20 protein-coding genes are annotated in these 18,953 nt (G+C 44.7%); 8 read left to right on the forward strand and 12 right to left on the reverse strand.

All coding sequences use genetic code 11. The features are described from left to right. The first annotated feature begins 168 nt into the window (after positions 1 to 168). The 3 genes from L9Q40_RS16490 to coaD are packed head-to-tail and all read left to right on the forward strand — an operon-like array spanning position 169 to position 2,740. On the forward strand, positions 169 to 1,236 hold the full coding sequence (locus L9Q40_RS16490) for a glycosyltransferase family 9 protein (protein ID WP_498793957.1): 1,068 nt from the start codon (positions 169 to 171) through the stop codon (positions 1,234 to 1,236). After that, complete coding sequence (locus L9Q40_RS16495; RefSeq protein WP_498793981.1) at positions 1,233 to 2,264, forward strand: glycosyltransferase family 4 protein; 1,032 nt, start codon at positions 1,233 to 1,235, stop codon at positions 2,262 to 2,264. The genes L9Q40_RS16490 and L9Q40_RS16495 overlap by 4 nt, the downstream gene beginning before the upstream one ends. Further along, positions 2,261 to 2,740 (forward strand): pantetheine-phosphate adenylyltransferase, encoded by a 480-nt coding sequence (coaD, locus tag L9Q40_RS16500; protein WP_319553529.1) that lies wholly within the window; start codon positions 2,261 to 2,263, stop codon positions 2,738 to 2,740. The genes L9Q40_RS16495 and coaD overlap by 4 nt, the downstream gene beginning before the upstream one ends. An 89-nt stretch (positions 2,741 to 2,829) precedes the next feature. Here the strand turns inward: coaD and mutM are convergent, their stop codons facing one another. From mutM to L9Q40_RS16530, 6 genes are all read right to left on the reverse strand, one after another. Then, entirely contained in the window at positions 2,830 to 3,639 is an 810-nt protein-coding gene (gene mutM / locus L9Q40_RS16505; RefSeq protein ID WP_498793983.1) for a bifunctional DNA-formamidopyrimidine glycosylase/DNA-(apurinic or apyrimidinic site) lyase, read from the reverse strand. A gap of 95 nt (positions 3,640 to 3,734) precedes the next feature. After that, on the reverse strand, positions 3,735 to 4,211 hold the full coding sequence (locus tag L9Q40_RS16510; RefSeq protein WP_498793985.1) for a hypothetical protein: 477 nt from the start codon (positions 4,209 to 4,211) through the stop codon (positions 3,735 to 3,737). A gap of 185 nt (positions 4,212 to 4,396) precedes the next feature. Next, on the reverse strand, positions 4,397 to 4,567 hold the full coding sequence (gene rpmG / locus L9Q40_RS16515; RefSeq protein ID WP_004410866.1) for a 50S ribosomal protein L33: 171 nt from the start codon (positions 4,565 to 4,567) through the stop codon (positions 4,397 to 4,399). A gap of 13 nt (positions 4,568 to 4,580) precedes the next feature. After that, complete coding sequence (gene rpmB / locus L9Q40_RS16520; RefSeq protein ID WP_005384783.1) at positions 4,581 to 4,817, reverse strand: 50S ribosomal protein L28; 237 nt, start codon at positions 4,815 to 4,817, stop codon at positions 4,581 to 4,583. A 303-nt stretch (positions 4,818 to 5,120) separates the two neighbouring features. After that, on the reverse strand, positions 5,121 to 5,795 hold the full coding sequence (radC, locus tag L9Q40_RS16525) for a RadC family protein (RefSeq protein ID WP_014230584.1): 675 nt from the start codon (positions 5,793 to 5,795) through the stop codon (positions 5,121 to 5,123). A gap of 113 nt (positions 5,796 to 5,908) precedes the next feature. Continuing rightward, positions 5,909 to 7,582, reverse strand: a complete 1,674-nt coding sequence (locus L9Q40_RS16530) for a methyl-accepting chemotaxis protein (protein WP_498793986.1) — start codon at positions 7,580 to 7,582, stop codon at positions 5,909 to 5,911. 330 nt (positions 7,583 to 7,912) lie between these two features. Here L9Q40_RS16530 and coaBC point away from each other — a divergent pair, with 330 nt between their 5' ends. The 3 genes from coaBC to L9Q40_RS16545 all read left to right on the forward strand — a co-directional run bounded on the left by coaBC (position 7,913) and on the right by L9Q40_RS16545 (position 10,835). Further along, positions 7,913 to 9,112 carry a bifunctional phosphopantothenoylcysteine decarboxylase/phosphopantothenate--cysteine ligase CoaBC gene (gene coaBC, locus L9Q40_RS16535; RefSeq protein ID WP_498793987.1) on the forward strand — a complete coding sequence of 400 codons (1,200 nt, stop codon included), beginning with the start codon at positions 7,913 to 7,915 and terminating at the stop codon, positions 9,110 to 9,112. A 176-nt stretch (positions 9,113 to 9,288) separates the two neighbouring features. After that, a complete protein-coding gene (gene slmA / locus L9Q40_RS16540; protein ID WP_014230582.1) occupies positions 9,289 to 9,879 on the forward strand; it encodes a nucleoid occlusion factor SlmA in 591 nt (196 codons plus the stop codon). Positions 9,880 to 9,884: 5 nt separating this feature from the next. Beyond that, positions 9,885 to 10,835, forward strand: coding sequence for a Kdo(2)-lipid IV(A) acyltransferase (locus L9Q40_RS16545; RefSeq protein WP_498793988.1), 951 nt, complete (start codon positions 9,885 to 9,887; stop codon positions 10,833 to 10,835). 241 nt (positions 10,836 to 11,076) lie between these two features. Here the strand turns inward: L9Q40_RS16545 and pyrE are convergent, their stop codons facing one another. Beyond that, positions 11,077 to 11,718: an orotate phosphoribosyltransferase gene (pyrE, locus tag L9Q40_RS16550; protein ID WP_498793989.1), complete on the reverse strand. Its 642-nt coding sequence runs from the start codon at positions 11,716 to 11,718 to the stop codon at positions 11,077 to 11,079. A 110-nt stretch (positions 11,719 to 11,828) separates the two neighbouring features. Further along, positions 11,829 to 12,545 (reverse strand): ribonuclease PH, encoded by a 717-nt coding sequence (gene rph / locus L9Q40_RS16555; protein ID WP_025533765.1) that lies wholly within the window; start codon positions 12,543 to 12,545, stop codon positions 11,829 to 11,831. 199 nt (positions 12,546 to 12,744) lie between these two features. On the opposite strand from rph, the gene L9Q40_RS16560 reads away from it, so the two are divergent. Further along, positions 12,745 to 13,611: a YicC/YloC family endoribonuclease gene (locus L9Q40_RS16560; RefSeq protein ID WP_020335715.1), complete on the forward strand. Its 867-nt coding sequence runs from the start codon at positions 12,745 to 12,747 to the stop codon at positions 13,609 to 13,611. Between the two features lie 199 nt (positions 13,612 to 13,810). Then, positions 13,811 to 13,954 (forward strand): hypothetical protein, encoded by a 144-nt coding sequence (locus tag L9Q40_RS16565; RefSeq protein WP_237315949.1) that lies wholly within the window; start codon positions 13,811 to 13,813, stop codon positions 13,952 to 13,954. Positions 13,955 to 14,057: 103 nt separating this feature from the next. On the opposite strand, the gene L9Q40_RS16570 is transcribed toward L9Q40_RS16565, so the two are convergent. The 4 genes from L9Q40_RS16570 to tnaA all read right to left on the reverse strand — a co-directional run bounded on the left by L9Q40_RS16570 (position 14,058) and on the right by tnaA (position 18,533). Next, entirely contained in the window at positions 14,058 to 15,164 is a 1,107-nt protein-coding gene (locus tag L9Q40_RS16570; protein WP_498793990.1) for a porin, read from the reverse strand. Between the two features lie 122 nt (positions 15,165 to 15,286). Next, entirely contained in the window at positions 15,287 to 15,670 is a 384-nt protein-coding gene (locus tag L9Q40_RS16575) for a Rid family detoxifying hydrolase (RefSeq protein ID WP_498793991.1), read from the reverse strand. Between the two features lie 43 nt (positions 15,671 to 15,713). Continuing rightward, positions 15,714 to 16,928, reverse strand: a complete 1,215-nt coding sequence (locus L9Q40_RS16580) for an aromatic amino acid transporter (protein ID WP_498793992.1) — start codon at positions 16,926 to 16,928, stop codon at positions 15,714 to 15,716. Positions 16,929 to 17,117: 189 nt separating this feature from the next. Continuing rightward, entirely contained in the window at positions 17,118 to 18,533 is a 1,416-nt protein-coding gene (tnaA, locus tag L9Q40_RS16585) for a tryptophanase (protein ID WP_498793993.1), read from the reverse strand. Positions 18,534 to 18,953: the final 420 nt, after the last annotated feature.

Below are 18,953 nucleotides of genomic sequence, written 5' to 3' on the forward strand. Positions count from 1 at the left end.
TAAAGAAACCTCTTAATACTCAAGGGTTGGACCACTAAAAATTAAAATTGTTGCATAGTCGATCATGGCTCCTATCTCGCCAAATCACGCAACTCAGGGTTATTTGGGTATACATTCTGTAGATGCAACTGCATAATTCATAGATAAATAACAAACCTCTTCATAGTCATGAGCCCTTTTAATAAACCACCACAGAAAATCTGTATCCTTAGACTCTCTGCGATTGGTGACGTTTGCAACACCATCGCAGTTGTGCAAGCTATACAAAAGCACTGGCCAACTACGGAGATCACCTGGATCACCGGAAAACTGGAGGCTGAGTTACTTGAATCAATTCCAAATATCAACGTAGTGGTGTTTAACAAAAAGAATGGCTTTTCCGAATATCTAAGGGTTTGGAAGCTACTTAAAGGCACACGCTTTGATGCTTTGTTGCACATGCAGTATGCCATCAGAGCCAGCCTACTGACGATGGGGATCAAAGCCAAATACAAGCTTGGGTTTGATGCCAAGAGGAGTCAAGACGGTCAACGCTTGTTCACTAACGTCAAGGTCCCCTCTCCTGAGTCCAATCATGTTTTAGATGGCTTACGCCAGTTTGCGATTGAGCTTGGTGTGCCTGAATTCACCCCATCATGGTCGCTGGAATATAATGATGACGCACGAAGCTGGGCGACTAAACACCTTTCCAACGACAAAACAAACGTAGTGATTGTTCCTGGTGCGAGTAAGGCCTACAAGAATTGGACGGCTGCGGGGTATGCAGACGTGATTCATCATGCCATGGCGAACAATCTGAATGTCATTCTTGCCGGAAGTCCTGCGCAAGTTGAAAAAGACCTTGGTCGTGATATTGAACAAGCACTTGATACGCCTGTCACCAACCTTATTGGCCAAAGCTCACTGCTTCAAATGCTGGCATTGCTCGATAAAGCCGATGTTGTGATAGCGCCAGACACCGGACCAACACATATGGCCAATGCCATGAGCACTCCTGTTATTGGGCTCTATGCACATCATAATCCAGAACGTACCGGGCCTTATAACTATCGCTCGTTGGTCGTTTCAGCGTACAACGACGCGCTGTGGGCGGAGACTCAAAAACTGCCTTCTCAGGTCGACTGGCGTACCAGAGTGCAAGACGAAAAAGCGATGGAAAGAATTACCAGTGAGTCCGTCATTGCCATGCTGGATAACGTTCTAAATAACCTTCAATGCGAGCAAGTCAAAGCATGAATATCTGCCACGTGAATTTAGCGTCAGGGTACCACGGTGGTGAAAACCAGACGCTTCAGCTTATCAAACAGCAAGTTAAGTTAGGCTATGACCTCACTGTTGTCGCCAATCCTAAAAGCCCTTTCGCTGATGCCGTCCGTCAACTGGACGTAAAGCTGGTGCTCGCGACGCACTTTACTAAAGCTCATGCAAAGTCGATAACTCAACATTGTGCATTGGTCCATGTACATGAAGGCAGAGCCATTTACTGGGCTTTGATTCAGCACATGCTGTATGGCACATCATATATTGTCACTCGCCGTATCGACAACGCTTTAAAAAAGAAATGGTTAGCGAACCTGGCCTATTCTAAAGCAGAAGCAGTGGTCGGCTTAAGTACCGAGATTGTTCAGCGTGTTAATGATGCCTATCCCGCTTTACAGACACACAAAATCCCGAGCTCTCCTGTCCAATATCCGATTGACGAGAAAACCGTTCAATCAATTAAACAAAGATTTCCGGGCAAGTTTTTGGTCATTCAGGCCGCGAATATGCTTAAACATAAAGGGTTTGATATCACCATTTCTGCGGCAAAAAAACTCGAAGAATCCAGCCTGCCCATACAGTTCTGTTTACTCGGTGATGGCCCAGAGCGACCTGCTCTTGAGCAACAAGCTAGCGGACTTAATAACGTTAGCTTTGAAGGTAAACAAACGAATATGGGTGACTGGTTTAGCGCTGCAGATCTGCAAATCCACCCGTCATACACGGAAGGACTTGGTTCAGTAATCTTAGAGGGTATGTCTGCGGGTTTACCTGTGATTGGCTCGAACACCGGAGGGATCCCAGATATTATTGAGCACGGCTATAATGGCTTATTAATAGAGCCCGGAAATGCCGATGCATTAGCCGATGCCATTGTGTCACTCTATGAAGACGAACAAAAACGAGCAAGCTTCATACAAAACGGCATTAAAAAGCTCGAGACGTTCGACATTCGTTATACTTCCCAGCAGTACCTTGAGCTTTATAAGAAAATAGAAAAATGAAAAGAGTAATATACCCAGGAACTTTTGATCCAATTACCAACGGCCATCTGGACCTGATAGAACGTGCCGCTGATATGTTTGATGAAGTGATTGTCGCTGTCGCCGAAAGTCCAAGTAAAAACACTATGTTTACACTGGAAGAGCGCGTCAACTTTGTCAAAGATGTCACCGCGCATCTCAACAATGTATCTGCCCAAGGCTTTTCCGGACTGATGGTGGACTTTGCTCGTGATGTCAATGCGAACGTGCTGATACGCGGCCTGAGAACCACAGTAGACTTTGAATACGAATTCGGTTTAACCAATATGTACCGCCGTTTACTTCCCGGGTTAGAAAGCGTGTTTCTCACTCCGGCCGAAGAGTATGCGTTTATCTCATCGACAATCGTTCGCGAAGTCGCTATTCATGGTGGTGACGTCAGTGCATTCGTACCAAAAATAGTCGCGAACGCGATGCACAGCAAAAAGCGCCATTAATGGAAAAGCCTGAATTAACCATGTTTGGTTACTTCAGGCCTCCGCTTCTCCACAATCCATTTATTTCAAAGCACTTCTAGCGAAAAATTTTACTTCTGGCATTCATCGCAGAAAAAAGTATTACGCTGACCAATCTTCTGCTCTTGAAGCGGCTCTCCGCATTCAGGACAAGGATTTCCTGCTTTACCATATACCAACAGCTCCTGGGCGAAGTAACCGGGTTTACCATCTGCCTGCGCAAAATCCTTAAGGGTAGTACCACCTTGATTGATTGCGATTTCTAGCGTGGCTTTGATGTGGGTAACCAGTAACTTCCACTCTTCTGCCGTTACTTGGCCTGCAGGTCTGGTTGGATGGATCCGCGACTTAAACAGGGATTCATTCGCGTAGATATTACCAACGCCGACAACAACTTTGTTGTCCATAATGAACTGCTTTACAGCGACACGCTTGCCGTGAGCTTTTTCTACCACATATTCAGCATTGAATTCGTCCGTTAACGGCTCAGGCCCCATATGATCAAGCACGGTGTGAGACTCACCTGGCGCGCACCATAACCACGCTCCAAACCGACGTGGGTCGTTGTAGCGCAATACTTTGCCATTAGTCAGCTTCAGATCCACATGATCGTGTTTCGCCGGAGGAAAATCGGCATCAAGCACACGTAGCGAGCCCGACATGCCGAGATGAACAATCGCGGTTCCCATATCTGTCTCAATAAGCAGGTATTTAGCACGACGCTTGATTGCGCGAATAACCTGCCCTTCAAGCTGTTTCAGTTCCTGGGGGATATCCCAGCGTAGTTTGGGGGTACGAAACACAAACGCCTGGATCGTTTGATCAAGCATATGCGGCGTGATTCCCATACGGCTGACTTCGACTTCAGGTAATTCAGGCATTGTTGGCTCCGTTCAATTGTCTATTCTTATTAATCTGCTCGGCTAGCATAATCGAAAACTCGTGGATAAATACAGGGATGATTCAAGCAGTCATATTACTTAGGAAGGAGGTAACCATCATCCACTGAAATCGCAATCCATTTATCTTGCCAGTTCTTGAACAGCCAAAAATCGCTTAAGCGGTAGAAGGTGATACGCTGTGGTTCATCAAGATCCTGATACCATACTTCGATCGACTCTGGCGCTTTAAGTTGATGTTTCAACGCCTCATATTGCTGCTCAGTAAGCTCCGTGCCCTCTAAAGACTGCCAGCGAGCCACAAGCTCTTCAGAAGGAATACTCACTTTAATATTGGCCTGCCACTCGCCGTTCTTAAGTTCTAATTCCCAACCGCTATAGTAAATCGCACTCACCTGATGATCAGATCGTAGTAAATTAGGATATGGATTCACCTCTTCTGATAATAAGTAGGTTTTGATCCACATCGGCGCATTTAAGATCACGATAAAAGCGATAACACCTAGGATAAGGATATTGTTCCATCGGCGACGACGAGCCGGACTAATGCGCATAATCACTCCTAATTTCTGTAAGTCACAGTAAATTAGCAAAGCAGATAAATATTGACTAGAAAATCTGTAAACAGATGCTGAAAGCAGTGAGGAAGAGTAATTGGGATGGGAGCTAGGAACTGGAGGTAATAAAAAACCCAACTCGAAAGTTGGGTTTTTCAATTCGTAAAAGAGTCAGAAACCAATTACTTGATTTTTGCTTCTTTGTACATAACGTGCTGGCGTACAACTGGATCAAATTTCTTGATCTCAAATTTGCCTGGCATGTTACGCTTGTTCTTATCAGTTGTGTAGAAGTGGCCAGTACCTGCAGAAGATACTAGACGGATTTTCTCACGAACGCCTTTCTTTGCCATTGCTTATTTCCTCTTAAACGTTTTCGCCACGTGCACGCATATCAGCAAGAACAGTATCGATACCTTTCTTGTCGATGATGCGCATACCTTTAGCAGATAGACGTAGTTTAACAAAACGTTTTTCGCTCTCTACCCAGAAACGATGAGTTTGTAGGTTCGGCAGAAAACGACGCTTAGTAGCATTTCGTGCGTGTGAACGGTTGTTACCCGTTACTGGACGCTTACCAGTTACTTGGCATACTCGTGACATGAATGTCTTCTCCAAAATCGTTTCAGCTCGATATCAACCTTGGTGGCCGAACCTCTCTATCTCTCAAAAAGAAGTTAGAGGTTAAGAACCGCTATGGAAAATCCATACAAGGCTATCAAAGGTCGCGCATTATACTAACTTGACATGCATTGCTCAAGACCCGAACAGATCCTTTTTACAGGTTTTCGTGATCTTTTTTTAGACAGCAGGTTTTTTCTAGCAGTCCAAGCTGAATTCAGTTTAAAATTTAGTGGCGTGGATGATAGCAGATTTTTTGCAACTAACAACCTAAAAAACGCACAGTTATATCCATCCTCTTTCAGCAAAAGAGACACTTTCTCCATCACCGATGACGAAATGGTCCAAAATGCGAATATCTACCAGTGCTAAAGCGTCGATTAAACGGCGAGTAATTCTTCTGTCAGACTGGCTCGGCTCCGCCACACCAGACGGATGATTGTGAGCGAGAATCAAGGCTGCCGCGTTATGATGCAAGGCTCGCTTCACCACTTCTCGCGGATAAACCGACGCCGCATCCAACGTTCCTTCAAATAAGATTTCATCTTTTATAACTCGGTGCTGGTTATCGAGAAAAAGAATGTAAAAAGCCTCTCTTTGTCGATCTCTTAAAATGGAGGAGAGGTACAACTTTGTCTGTTCCGGACTGGTTAAGGCATCACCACGCTTTAAAGTTTCCGCTAAATAACGCTGAGTCATCTCAAGCACGGCTTGTAGTTGAACATATTTAGCTTGCCCTAAACCTTTATGTTGGCAAAAGTCTTTCTCTGAGGCCGAAAACAGCTGCCTGAGCGAGCCAAAATCCTGAATTAGGAAATCCGCCAACTCAATCACATTCATGCCTTGCGTGCCCGTACGCAGAAATATAGCGAGTAATTCAGCATCGGTTAGCGCTTGTGGTCCTCTCTGGAGCAACTTCTCCCGAGGCATCGACTCATTCGGTAAGGATTTGAGTATCATCGACTGTCTCTTTATAGGTAAGAGCCCCTATTCCACAAAACAAAAAGCGAAAGTCGAGTATGACTTTCGCTTTTTTAGTTCCGTTCTGATTTTCTGTGTAATTTAGTGGTTCATCAAAGTTTAAAATTACCAACCAGATCGTTAATCTCAGTTCCGGATTGCGACAGCTTAGTACTGATCGTCTCCGCGTGTTGCAGGGTGTCAGTAATGCTATTTACGATTTGTTGAATCGCAACCAAGTTATGATTGATGTCTTCAGAGACCGCGCTCTGTTCTTCGGCTGCCGACGCAGTCTGAATTCCCATATCCCTGATGGTGCCAATGGATTGATGAACGCTCGACAGAGACTGCTGGATAAGCGCTGATTCTTCTGCCGTTTTCACTCCGCGTTCTTGGCTTGCAGACATGGTGGTTACAGCACGTGAAACGCCGCTTCTCAACAGTTTCAACATGTCTCCAATTTCATGGGTGCTGTTTTGCGTACGGCTGGCAAGCGAGCGAACTTCATCGGCCACCACAGCGAAACCTCTCCCTTGCTCTCCCGCTCGCGCGGCTTCGATCGCAGCGTTCAACGCCAGTAAGTTTGTTTGCTCAGCAATCTCTCCAATCACATCCAATACTTTAGTGATTTGATCTGTCTGCTGGCTCAGCGCCAAAATAGCATCCGATGTGCTGTTAATTTCCGCAACTAAATCAGTGATGCCATCAATCGCCTGCTCTACTTCACGCTGAGCTTCCGTCACTTGGCTGTTCGCATCTTCTATTGCCTCTGCCGTTGCACTGGTATTACTGGCGACTTCTTTTGCGGTCATACTCATTTGTGTTACCGCTGTCACCACTTTATCGGTTTCCAGGCAATGGTTTTGCATCTGGTCACTCGCTGTGATGGTTTTGTCATTTAGCTCTTTAGAAACACTCTGTACAGTCGATGCAGAACGGTGAATGTCTGTCATTAGCGGATGCAGCTTATCCATGAATTCGTTAAATGCTGCAGCCAATTCCCCTACTTCATCTTTGCTTTCTACTTTTAACCGAGCGGTTAAATCACCACCGCCAGCTGCCACATCTTTCAGAGAGTTGGCCACATGCTGTAAAGGCTTGATGCCTTTAGAAACCACGATGCTAGTTAGGATACTGGTAAAAATGAGGCCAATGACCGAGATCATCACGGCAAATAAAGTGTTTTGATTCAGCTCCTGGATGCGTAGCTCACGCTGCTTGGCAACCTGATGGTCAATATCATCAATGTAAATGCCAGTACCGAGAACCCAATCCCATTTCGACAAATACTCTGCGTAACCTAACTTAGGTGCTTGTGCGTCGATGGTTGGTTTATGCCAAGAGAAAGACAAAAAACCATCGCCTCTTTTTGAAGAGTCAATTAAGCCAGCAATCACTGCAACGCCATTTTCATCTTTAAGGTTATATAAGTTTTTGCCTTCTAGTGATGGCTTGATGGCATGCAACGTATTCACGCCTTTGGAATCGTAAGCAAAGAAGTAGCCATCACTTTCAAAGCGCATCGCCCTTAAAATTTCTTTCGCGGCCTTTTTATTGCTACCGTTTATGTCAGCGTCATAAAGCGGCTTAATCGCGGTTACCGCCATCATCATGTGGGCAGCCAGCTCTTTCTTGCGAGTCTCGAACAACTCATGCCTATCGCGAACCAACTCCTCTTCTAGACTGTTACTACTATTGATGTAATACACCACCGATATCAATGTAGTGATCAACAGTAAGGGAATTAAAGTGATCAGCAACAATTTATTTCGACTTTTTAATATCATGAACTATGACCTTATTTTTCTTTTCAATCATTCAAACTAGGTTCAAATTTGCCGGGAAGTATGCGGAATTTTTATGGCTGCTCAACCGAATACTATTCCGAGTTTGATTTCGATTAGTTTCTGGAGAGAAATACCCCAAAATGACTTCAAATTAAGAGTTCAGAGCGTGGTAACTGAGCGCTATTGCCAAGTAATTCGATATAGGAATGGTGGTTGCGACGGTGTTTTCAGCACGAGCTTAAACCGCTTCTCAAGGTTATTTGGGGTTATACGGGGTGGCAGAAGTTTGAGTTGTGCTAAACTCGTCGCCAGAAAAATTGGAGATCTCACATGCAAACACTAGCAGGAAAGAAAATTCTACTCGGCATCAGTGGCGGTATTGCCGCGTATAAATGTGCGGAGCTAACCCGTCGCTTAATAGAGAGAGGCGCACAAGTACGCGTCGTGATGACCAAGGCGGCTCAGGAGTTTATTACTCCACTCACCATGCAAGCGGTCTCTGGCCACCCAGTCTCTGACAGCCTATTTGATCCCGCCGCTGAAGCGTCGATGGGGCATATTGAATTGGCAAAATGGGCCGATTTAGTCCTGCTTGCTCCAGCAACGGCAGATTTGATTGCTCGACTGTCGGCAGGGATGGGGAACGACCTAGTGACAACGTTAGTGTTAGCTACTGATTCGCCAGTTGCGGTATCTCCGGCAATGAACCAACAGATGTACAGTAACGTGGCAACACAAGAGAACATCGCCACCCTAGCTCGTCGCGGCATGCACATTTGGGGCCCTGGTGCCGGTGAACAAGCATGTGGCGATGTCGGTCCAGGTCGTATGTTAGAGCCAATGCAACTGGTGCATCTGTGCGAGCAGTTTTTTCAGCCTAAAGTACTCGAAGGAAAATCCGTACTCATCACTGCAGGTCCAACCCAGGAAGCCATCGATCCCGTGCGTTACATCAGCAACCACAGCTCTGGTAAAATGGGCTTTGCACTGGCGAACGCAGCGGCGCAACTGGGGGCTAAAGTCACTTTAGTCAGTGGTCCAGTCAGTTTAAGCACACCTGCTGGCGTTGAGCGCATTAACATCGCAAGCGCTCAGGAGATGTTTGATGCAGTGATGGAACGCGCCACCAGCCATGATGCATTTATCAGCTGTGCTGCCGTAGCCGATTACCGACCTGAAGAAATCGCGTCTCAAAAGTTGAAAAAGACCGAAGACAACGACCAGATGGTCATCAAAATGGTAAAAAACCCTGATATTGTTGCGTCAGTTGCAGCAATGACAGATAAGCGTCCGTTTACCGTCGGCTTCGCCGCAGAAACCAATGATGTCGAAACGTATGCGCGAGGCAAGTTAGTGAAGAAAAACCTCAACATGATCTGCGCCAATGACGTATCGGTTGAAGGTCAGGGGTTCAACAGCAATGACAATGCGATGACGCTTTTCTGGCCAGAGGGTGAACTCGCTCTCGCTCTCGAATCAAAACAAGCACTGAGTTTTAGAATCCTCGAAAAAATGCACGCATTAATGTAATTAGTGTTCATTTTTTGATAGCTGCTGATTTTTTAATAAAAGTTGGCGAAAATTTAGAACATCCATGACAACTGAGGGTGTTATCTCTCCCAATCCACCCTCAGTAGTCTAGTTTGATCCAACTTAGCGTTTTATAATCCCTCCGCTCAACTTTGTATTTTGAAAGGAAATAACTAATGGCCGGCAGTAAAAAATCCAATCGTCGTGAAGAGATCTTGCAAGCTTTAGCACAGATGCTTGAATCTACAGAAGGTGCTTCACGTATTACTACGGCAAAACTGGCGAAGCAAGTTGGCGTTTCAGAAGCGGCGCTCTACCGCCATTTCCCAAGTAAAGCGCGCATGTTCGAAGGTTTGATAGAATTTATCGAAGAAGCGTTAATGACGCGTATTAACCGCATTCTGGACGACGAAAAAGATACCTTAGAGCGCATTCGTATGGTGATGCACCTGATTTTGGTTTTCTCAGAACGTAACCCTGGATTGACACGCATTCTGTCAGGTCATGCTCTAATGTTTGAGAATGAACGGCTGCGTGAGCGAATCAATCAGCTATTCGAACGAATTGAAACGCAACTGCGTCAGATCCTACGTGAACGTAAACTTCGTGAAGGGAAATCTTTCCCTGTAGAGGAACGCATTCTTGCCGCGCAGATCCTGGGGCAAGTTGAAGGAAGCCTGAACCGATTTGTTCGTAGTGACTTCAAATATCAGCCTACTGCCAACTTTGATGAATATTGGGCATTGCTCAGCGCACAAATTAAGTAGAGATTATGAGTAAAGACAAACTAACGCAGCCAAAGTTTTCTCTTTCCCTTCTCCATCCACGTAACTGGGGCGTGTGGATAGGGTTTGGTCTACTGGCGATCATCGTTAATATTCTTCCTTATCGCTTGCTTCTGTCGTTGGGCCAATCCGTGGGTAAGCTCGGCATGCGTTATGGTAAAAAACGGGTACACGTCGCAAAGCGTAACCTTGAGCTGGCTTTTCCGGACAAGTCTCAAGAAGACATCGATCGTATCGTTACCGAAAACTTCAAAAACACCGGCATGGCACTGATCGAAACCGGCATTACCTGGTTCTGGCCAACTTGGCGCTTTAAAACGCTGCTAGTGGAAAAAGATGTTGGTGCTCTGAAAGAAAAAGCGCAAGAAGGCAAAGGCGTCCTACTCTGCTGTGTGCATGCATTGAACCTTGAAATCACCGCACGTGCTTTTGCAGTCATGGGACTGGCTGGCTACGGCGCTTTTCGTCCACACGATAATCCAGCTTACAACTTTATTCAGTACTGGGGTCGTACCCATAACGGCAACAAACTGATTGACCGTAAAGATGTGAAAAAGATGATTCGCGTCTTGCGTAGTGGTGAACGTCTGTTCTATCTACCTGACCACGATTACGGACGCAACAAATCGGTGTATGTGCCATTCTTCGCTGTAGAAGATGCGTGTACCACCACAGGTACGAGCATTCTGGCTTATACGTCGAAGTGTGCCATCGTTCCTGGCTCTGGTTTCCGCAATGAGCAGGGCAAGTATGAAATCATTGCAGATAAATGCATTGAAGCCGATTATCCGCAAAAAGACGAAGTTGCCGCCGCAGCGTACATGAACAAATACGTGGAAGAAGTCATCTTACGCGCTCCCGAGCAATGGATGTGGCTACATAAACGCTATAAGACCATGCAGGATGAAAACGTGCCAAAAGGCATTCGTTATAGATAACCCAAGGTCCTAAAGGTCCTAGGTTCACTTGTTGGGATTACGGATTACGGATTACGGATTACGGATTACGGATTGTTTTTTAACCACCCAAGCCCAATGTCAAGCATTTCGGTATTCCGTAAGCGAAGCGCCCTGTATTCTGTATTCCAAAACAACAAACACCTGATCTTATATTTCTAACTGAACTTACTACAAGCTCTTCTAGGACCTAGGATTCTAGCAACCTAGGTCCTTTCCTTTCTTAAATCCCGTATTCCGCGCGGTATGCTTTTACAGCATCTAGGTGCTCTGCAGCGTTGCCTTTCTCTTCAAGGTAAGTCACTAGGTCACCCAAACTCACGATAGAGATAACCGCACAGCCGAAGTCGCGCTCAACTTCCTGAATCGCAGAGAGCTCACCCTTGCCTTTTTCTTGACGGTCGATAGCCACCAACACGCCAGCTAAGTCAGCACCGTTCACCTTGATGATTTCCATCGATTCACGAATTGCGGTACCTGCTGTGATCACATCATCAACCAGCATAATGCGACCTTCAAGAGCTGAACCTACCAGGTTGCCGCCTTCACCGTGGTCTTTCGCTTCTTTACGGTTAAAGCAGTAAGGTGTGTCGATATCATGGTGATCCGCAAGTGCGACTGCTGTTGTCGTCGCGATAGGGATACCTTTGTACGCTGGGCCAAATAGCACGTCGAACTCGATACCCGAGTCTGCCAATGCTGCTGCGTAGAAACGACCAAGACGAGCAAGGTCGCGACCTGTATTGAAAAGACCAGCGTTAAAGAAGTAAGGGCTCTTACGGCCTGATTTCAAAGTAAACTCACCAAACTTAAGAACTTCTTTCTCAAGTGCAAACTCAATAAATTCACGCTGGTATGCTTTCATGGATTTCTCTCAATTTTCAGTGTGTGGATATCAGTATTAAAGTTCTAGGACGAAAGTCCTAAAAATACGCAAAAAAATAGCTTCCTTTGCGGGGAAGCTATTTTTAAAAATTAATTTTCTAACGCCGCCTTCTGCGCCGTGACAATTTCGCTAATGCCGATTTTCGCCGACTCCAGCAGAGCCATCAGTTGCTCGTGACTAAACGGTTCACCTTCTGCAGTGCCCTGGATTTCAATCATCTTGCCTTCTTCAGTCATGACCACGTTCATGTCAGTATCCGCGGCTGAATCTTCAACATATTCAAGGTCACACAGTACTTCATCACCTAGCAAACCAACAGAAACCGCCGCTACGTGGCCTTTCATTGGGTTTGCTTTTAGCTTGCCGCTCTCAATTAGGTGCTGGAACGCATCTGCCATCGCAACGCTTGCGCCACTGATTGAAGCAGTTCTTGTGCCGCCATCCGCTTGAATCACGTCACAGTCAACGGTGATCATGAACTCACCCATCGCTTTTAAATCGACAACAGCACGCAGACTGCGAGCGATAAGGCGTTGGATTTCCATCGTGCGGCCACCCTGCTTACCGTTTGCCGCTTCGCGACGAGTACGAGAGTGTGTTGCACGTGGCAGCATGCCGTATTCTGCAGTTACCCAGCCTTTACCTTGGCCTTTTAGCCAGCGTGGTACAGATTCTTCGACGGTCGCATTACACAACACTTTGGTATTACCGAACTCCACTAATACTGAGCCTTCAGCGTAAGCGGTGTAGTTACGAGTAATTTTGATTGGGCGAACTTGGTCCGCCTTGCGATCGTTTGGACGCATGGGCATCTACCTTAAATATGAGGAGAAGACGATTTGGTTGGGCGAGGATTATAGCGGAATCGATTCCGGATTCCTAGGTCACAAGTCATGCAATCGATGCACATTTCCCTAGTACATCGCGCTACATCCCGCGCACCTATTCTCACTCCGTGATACACTCTCTAAGTAATTTTCAAAAAATTGAAGACAGGAAAATTCGATGATTTACAGTATGACAGCGTATGCGCGCAAAGAAGTGAAAGGCGACTGGGGTTCGGCGGTATGGGAAATCCGCAGTGTAAACCAGCGCTACCTGGAAACTTACTTCCGCATGCCAGAACAATTCCGAGCACTAGAACCCTTGCTACGCGAGCGTTTTCGTAAGCGCCTAGCTCGCGGTAAAGTTGAGTGTAACCTTCGTTTTGAAGCGAACCCAGCCGCGAAAGGTGAACTTAGCATCAATGAAACTCTGGCAAACCAAGTGATTAAAGCGGCAGAGCAAGTGATGCATATGACGGGCGAACTAAGCCGCATCAACCCATTCCAAGTCATGCAATGGCCAGGTGTGATGGAAACGCCAGAGCAAGACATGGATGAAGTAAACAAGGTTTTACTGAGTGCTTTTGATGAAGCTTTGAGTGAGTTTATTGATGCTCGTGGCCGTGAAGGCGACAACATGAAAGCGCTTATCGAACAACGCCTAGACGCTATAACGGCAGAAGTGGTAAAAGTTCGTGCGCGCATGCCAGAAATCCTGGAGTGGCAACGTGAGCGTCTGTTCTCTAAGTTTGAAGATGCCAAAGTGGAACTGGATGCTTCTCGCGTGGAGCAAGAGCTTATCCTTTTAGCGCAAAAATCTGACGTCGCAGAAGAGCTGGATCGTCTCGACTCTCACGTAAAAGAAACCACTAACATTCTGAAAAAAGGGGGCGCTGTCGGCCGTCGTCTGGATTTCATGATGCAAGAGTTCAATCGTGAGTCGAACACTCTAGCGTCTAAATCAATCAGCACGGACATCACAGCGTCTGGCGTAGAATTAAAAGTTCTGATTGAGCAAATGCGCGAGCAAATTCAAAACATCGAATAAGCTTCTAACCTACCTATTAGCATGTTTAAAGCCCTTTTTTATAAGGGCTTTTTTATGTGCTTGACCTACAACACCGAACCTAACCAATCAAAAAACAGAACAATAATTAAACTTTTTTTGATTAAATATTTGACACCTATCACACCAGTAGTAAAATACGCCCCGTTCTTAGACACGTACCAATAACTACGGTGAAAAAATGAACTCAGCACTTTTATCAATATTAGACGGTAAAAATAATCTTGAATTAGGAAAAGTGTTAACGCCTTCAATCTCTGCTGCACTGATGTGTTTTTCAACAACAGCAGTTATTGGACTGTTAAGTCTAATTTCTATGGCATAGTTTACTGCCCGTCAGAATTCAAAATAGAAAAGACGCTTACCATAGCGTCTTTTTGTTTGATTACCCCAGTCCAACATCCGTGTCTGTCGCCCCTCGGACCAGACTAGAATGCATACAAAATTGTCATACCACTTAAGGTATCCTCCTGCTTTCCTGCACCCAAATTATCTTCTTCTGTTTTTCTAACTTCACCAGAAATAATCAACTGCGGTGTCGCATGGTAGCTTAAACCAAATGAGTAAATGCTACGTTCCCCATCCATATTTACCGAACTGTCATCAAAATCAACTTGCGAAAGGTAAATATAAGGACGTAAGCCAATGTTGAAGTAATAGTGTGCATACATATCGTAAGCGCTAGCGTCAGCATAAAGGTTTGCTTTAGTGCTTTCGGTCACACGGTAATACAATAAATCGGTTTCATGCGCTTTCTTACCATCAGTAAATGCAGCGGAAATTTGAAAACCTTCATATGCATATTTTGCTGCAACTGTCGTCAGTTCCTGGGAGTCGCCATCATTAAGTCCGGCAAAAGAGCTGCCCTCCACTTTGTTTTGCATATGAGTTGCGCCAAGACTTAAACCAAAGTCAAAATCATAGCTTACCGCCAGGGCAACGTTGTTATCTCGACCTAAGTTCTGATTGTATCGGTTGTTTACCCCATTAAAGCCATACTGAGCAGAGACATTCAGCGAATCGAAGCTCTTGCGGTAAACAACCAGGTTGTCACCACGAGCTGTGGCCATAAAGCCACCATCTTTACCATCACTGAATAATGGTGTTGCATCCGGATCGAACACAATAAGGTTATCCATGTATCCCGCGACATCATGATACGCGGAATATTGCTTACCGACTCGAACACTACCGAACTCTTGATTTGCAACCGTTATATAGCCCAGCCGACTTCTGAACTTATCACCATTCTGCGTTTCAAATTCGTTCGAAGGAGGGTTTAGAATCGTATCCCACTCAAATTTTACATCGGTTGACCAACCGTTCTCTAATTGACGCTCGATCGCAATACCTAACGTACTGCGGCTGGCATTAAAGTAGTGATCAAGGAATTGAGCGGGTTGCCAATAATCCATTAAAAATGCGCCAGATACTTCTACCTTGTTTACGTCATCTTGATACACCGTTAGCGCATACGATTGATTTGAAAGAATTAAACCAGAGATGAATAGTATATTTTTATTATTTAGTTTCATTTCACGTTCCAACATTTATAAAAAACGGGCACAAAAAAAGCATGACAATAAATCACATTATGAAATTATCATGCTTCTATTTTTAAATAGGTGTAGAGGTGTTAAAGCGTATTCAGCGGTCGTTATGTCGTTGCTATCACTTCAATTTCCACTTTTGCATCCATGGGTAAACGAGCGACCTCAACACAAGATCGAGCAGGGAATGATGCGTTGTGATTCTCAAAAAAGTCACCGTAAACTTTGTTAACAACAGTAAAGTCATTTAAGTCTTTAACAAATACGGTTGTTTTCACAATATTTTTGGCGCTCAACCCGGCCTCTTCTATGATGGCCAAAGCATTGTTTAATGATTGCAGCGTTTGTTCAGCGACATCCTCCGACATCTGTTTTGTTTCTGGGTTAATTGGAAGCTGACCCGAGGTCATGATCATGCCACCTAAATTAACACCTTGAACATATGGACCAATAGCTAAAGGCGCTTTTGAAGTACTAATAATATTTGTCATTTTTTATCTCAAGTCAGTTGTAAAAGTTGCGATTTGTTGAGGACTAAATGCTAAACACAGGGAGAAGGTTCAACATTGACATGAAATGGAACACCGCTGTCAGCACACCAAACAGAATCAGTACGCCAACCATGGCATTCCCTCCAGGGGCGACAAATCCTTCATGGCTTCCCTCTAGACGGCGTGACTTGCGAGCTAATAACGCAGGGATCAGACATGCCCAAACCGTAGCTGCCGCACCGGCATAACCAATTGCAATAACGAAACCAAACGGAAATAACAAAGAAAGCACCAGAGGGGGTAAAAATGTAGCCAGCCAGGTTTTTGTTCGGCCTTGTTTTGTGTCTTCAAACTTGAATAAGTCCGCTAGGAAATCGAAGACGCCTAACCCGACCCCAATAAACGAGGAAAGAATGGCAGCCATAGAGAAGGTGTTAATGGCGTTGGCCACTTTGTCAGAATCAATTGCTGAGCCTAATGCTGATAATAATGCTTCTACATTACCGCCTTGCTCAATAACAGGGCCGAATTCACTGCGTGGCAGATTGCCGTAAATACTCACCATCCATAAGAAATAAAGTGTCAGCGCAATGACCGTTCCACCTAAAATGGCTTTTTTTGCACGATGCTCGCAACCGTAGTAAGAGCGCATACTTGCGACGGAGTGATGGTAACCAAATGAAGTCAACGCGACAGGCAGCATCGCCATTGCATAAGGTGCATAGCTGGTTTCTTGATTGACGCGGTCAAACAGAATCGACATATCGATATTTGCAGCTAAGCCAGATACACCGAAAATAAAACTGAGGCCCATAAAGGCAATAAGAACAACGGAAATTCTATCTACCGCTCGAGTGGAGTGCCATACGAAAAGAGAAAATATTGCAACAAATAAAACTGAAGCTACTTTATTATTGAGACCTAATACGCCTTCTAAGATTAAACCCGAAGAGGTAATATAGGCATAAAGTAAAATACCACCAACGAAATATACTGCTAAATTATTAATTCGGTTAACGGTACTCCCTAGCATATCTTTCGTTACCGTATTAAAAGATACTTTTAAATCATAGCGCTTAAAAGCTTCTAACAGCATCCAGCCTGATACTGTCATCATAATCATGGTAAAGGTAATTGCAATTAATGACCATGCGGTCCAAGCACCTGCGCCTGCGCTTGGTAAACCAAGCATTCCCGCCCCAACACAGACACTTGCGATAATACAAGATCCGCCGACTAAAGATGGACTATTTTTCATGACCTATGTCTCTATAATAGTGTTTTAAATAGGTATAAACAATCAGCCAACATTTACAATTTATATTTAATGTTATTTGTAATTTTATTTATAGTAAGAGGTAGATATTAAGAATAAGTGCGCCTCAGCAGAGGGAAGAGACGCACCCATTATTTATTGCTTAATGATTTACTATTTAATTACCAGGAATTAAATTTCTTTTAGTCGGGCAGTGAAGTGACGAAGTACTTTCGGTTCGTAAGTAAAATCGAGACCTTTCACGTTTTGGGCATTGGCTTTCACTTTCTCAAAGGCTTCGATAACAAAGTCCATGTGTGTTTGTGTATACGTCGCACGAGGAATCGTCAGGCGCAGCAATTCAGCCGGACATTCATGCTGCTTACCCGTTGCTGGATCACGGCCTAGTAACAGAGAACCGATTTCAACGGCACGAATACCCGCTACTTTATACAGTTCACAAGCAAGAGCATGCGCTGGGAATTGATGCGATGGAATGTGAGGCAACAGTTTACCTGCATCTACGAACGCCGCGTGACCGCCCGCTTGCTGACAAACAACACCAATTGCTTCTAGGCCATCAACTAAGTACTGAACCTGACCGATACGATACTCCAGCCACTCCTGACGCATACCGTCATATAGACCAACCGCTAAGCGCTCCATAGCGCCACCTTCAAGGCCACCGTAAGTAGGGAAGCCTTCCTGTACAACACAGAGAGTACGAGATTCGGTGTATACATCCATCATAGATTCGTCTTTGAAACACAGCAGGCCACCCATTTGTACCATTGCGTCTTTCTTCGCTGACATGGCTAGCGCATCCGCGTACTTGTAGGTTTCGCGAGTGATCTCTTCAATCGTCCAGTCTTGGTAACCTGGCTCACGCTGTTGTACGAAATAAGCGTTCTCCGCATAACGAGCCGAGTCCATGATAACTGGGATATCGTAGCGTTTAGCGATTTCATAAACCGCTTTCAGGTTTGCAATGGAAACGGGTTGGCCACCTGCTGAGTTACAAGTAATCGTACTTACAATGTACGGAACGTTGGCAGGACCCGCTTCTTCAATCGCCATTTCCAGTTTTTTCAGATCGAAGTTCCCTTTAAAGTCGGCATTTACTGATGTGTCAAAGGCTTCGTCTGTATAAACGTTTTTTGCTACACAGCAGTTCACTTGAGTGTGGCCTTGCGTTGTATCGAAGAAGTAATTAGACAGAGCGACCATTTTAGAACGGTCGAGGCCTTTCTCCTGCTCACGCTTCTTGATAAGAATTGGAATATAAATCTGCTCTGCACCACGGCCCTGGTGAGTAGGAATTGTCAGTTCATAACCAAAGATATCTTTAACCGCATTGGCAAGCGCGTAGTAGCTGCGACTACCACTGTAGGCTTCATCACCCATTAACATTGCCGCTTGCATTTTTTGTGTGATCGAACCAGTACCACTATCGGTGAGTAGATCGATAAATACATCTTCACTGTCTAATAAAAATGGGTTCATACCCGCCTTTAAAATGGCTTCTTCACGGTATTCTCTGGTCGTGGTTTTTACAGGTTCAACAACACGGATACGGAATGGTTCTGGTAGATGCTTAAAGTTTTCCATAATAATACCTATAAATATATTTTTTATTATTCAGACGATATTAATTACACCTGAAATTTAATTTTGGTGTACTAGACCGCACTGAATAATGAATCAGTTAAATTAAAATTTAAATTTAGATAAAATACGACTAAGGAGCTGAATTAGTAGTACAGAACTGTAATGTCGGATTTTAAAATGATGTCAAAGGGATTACGAACATTTAGCAAAAAAATTAGTTGCTAAAAACACGCATTAATTAGGCATGAAGACAAGAAGGAAGAATTTTTAGATCAAAGTCGTGCGTATACCAAGCTAATGAGCTTGACCATAACTTATTTTGATTTTTTAGATTTTCACTCATTTCTAATTCCATCATTAGTTATAGCTAGTTGACCAATGCATTCATTTTTGGCCAAAAGATAAATAAAGTAAATTACA

Origin of the sequence: Allocatenococcus thiocycli, assembly GCF_921292965.1 — a bacterium.
Taxonomy (GTDB): Bacteria; Pseudomonadota; Gammaproteobacteria; order Enterobacterales; family Vibrionaceae; genus Vibrio; species Vibrio natriegens.

What these genes read in the sequence shown, in the direction of transcription:
- L9Q40_RS16490 (WP_498793957.1), top strand. Translation starts at nt 169, where the DNA reads ATGAGCCCTTTTAATAAACCACCACAGAAAATCTGTATCCTTAGACTC.
- L9Q40_RS16495 (WP_498793981.1), top strand. Translation starts at nt 1,233, where the DNA reads ATGAATATCTGCCACGTGAATTTAGCGTCAGGGTACCACGGTGGTGAA.
- coaD (WP_319553529.1), top strand. Translation starts at nt 2,261, where the DNA reads ATGAAAAGAGTAATATACCCAGGAACTTTTGATCCAATTACCAACGGC.
- mutM (WP_498793983.1), bottom strand. Translation starts at nt 3,639, where the DNA reads ATGCCTGAATTACCTGAAGTCGAAGTCAGCCGTATGGGAATCACGCCG.
- L9Q40_RS16510 (WP_498793985.1), bottom strand. Translation starts at nt 4,211, where the DNA reads ATGCGCATTAGTCCGGCTCGTCGTCGCCGATGGAACAATATCCTTATC.
- rpmG (WP_004410866.1), bottom strand. Translation starts at nt 4,567, where the DNA reads ATGGCAAAGAAAGGCGTTCGTGAGAAAATCCGTCTAGTATCTTCTGCA.
- rpmB (WP_005384783.1), bottom strand. Translation starts at nt 4,817, where the DNA reads ATGTCACGAGTATGCCAAGTAACTGGTAAGCGTCCAGTAACGGGTAAC.
- radC (WP_014230584.1), bottom strand. Translation starts at nt 5,795, where the DNA reads ATGATACTCAAATCCTTACCGAATGAGTCGATGCCTCGGGAGAAGTTG.
- L9Q40_RS16530 (WP_498793986.1), bottom strand. Translation starts at nt 7,582, where the DNA reads ATGATATTAAAAAGTCGAAATAAATTGTTGCTGATCACTTTAATTCCC.
- coaBC (WP_498793987.1), top strand. Translation starts at nt 7,913, where the DNA reads ATGCAAACACTAGCAGGAAAGAAAATTCTACTCGGCATCAGTGGCGGT.
- slmA (WP_014230582.1), top strand. Translation starts at nt 9,289, where the DNA reads ATGGCCGGCAGTAAAAAATCCAATCGTCGTGAAGAGATCTTGCAAGCT.
- L9Q40_RS16545 (WP_498793988.1), top strand. Translation starts at nt 9,885, where the DNA reads ATGAGTAAAGACAAACTAACGCAGCCAAAGTTTTCTCTTTCCCTTCTC.
- pyrE (WP_498793989.1), bottom strand. Translation starts at nt 11,718, where the DNA reads ATGAAAGCATACCAGCGTGAATTTATTGAGTTTGCACTTGAGAAAGAA.
- rph (WP_025533765.1), bottom strand. Translation starts at nt 12,545, where the DNA reads ATGCGTCCAAACGATCGCAAGGCGGACCAAGTTCGCCCAATCAAAATT.
- L9Q40_RS16560 (WP_020335715.1), top strand. Translation starts at nt 12,745, where the DNA reads ATGATTTACAGTATGACAGCGTATGCGCGCAAAGAAGTGAAAGGCGAC.
- L9Q40_RS16565 (WP_237315949.1), top strand. Translation starts at nt 13,811, where the DNA reads ATGAACTCAGCACTTTTATCAATATTAGACGGTAAAAATAATCTTGAA.
- L9Q40_RS16570 (WP_498793990.1), bottom strand. Translation starts at nt 15,164, where the DNA reads ATGAAACTAAATAATAAAAATATACTATTCATCTCTGGTTTAATTCTT.
- L9Q40_RS16575 (WP_498793991.1), bottom strand. Translation starts at nt 15,670, where the DNA reads ATGACAAATATTATTAGTACTTCAAAAGCGCCTTTAGCTATTGGTCCA.
- L9Q40_RS16580 (WP_498793992.1), bottom strand. Translation starts at nt 16,928, where the DNA reads ATGAAAAATAGTCCATCTTTAGTCGGCGGATCTTGTATTATCGCAAGT.
- tnaA (WP_498793993.1), bottom strand. Translation starts at nt 18,533, where the DNA reads ATGGAAAACTTTAAGCATCTACCAGAACCATTCCGTATCCGTGTTGTT.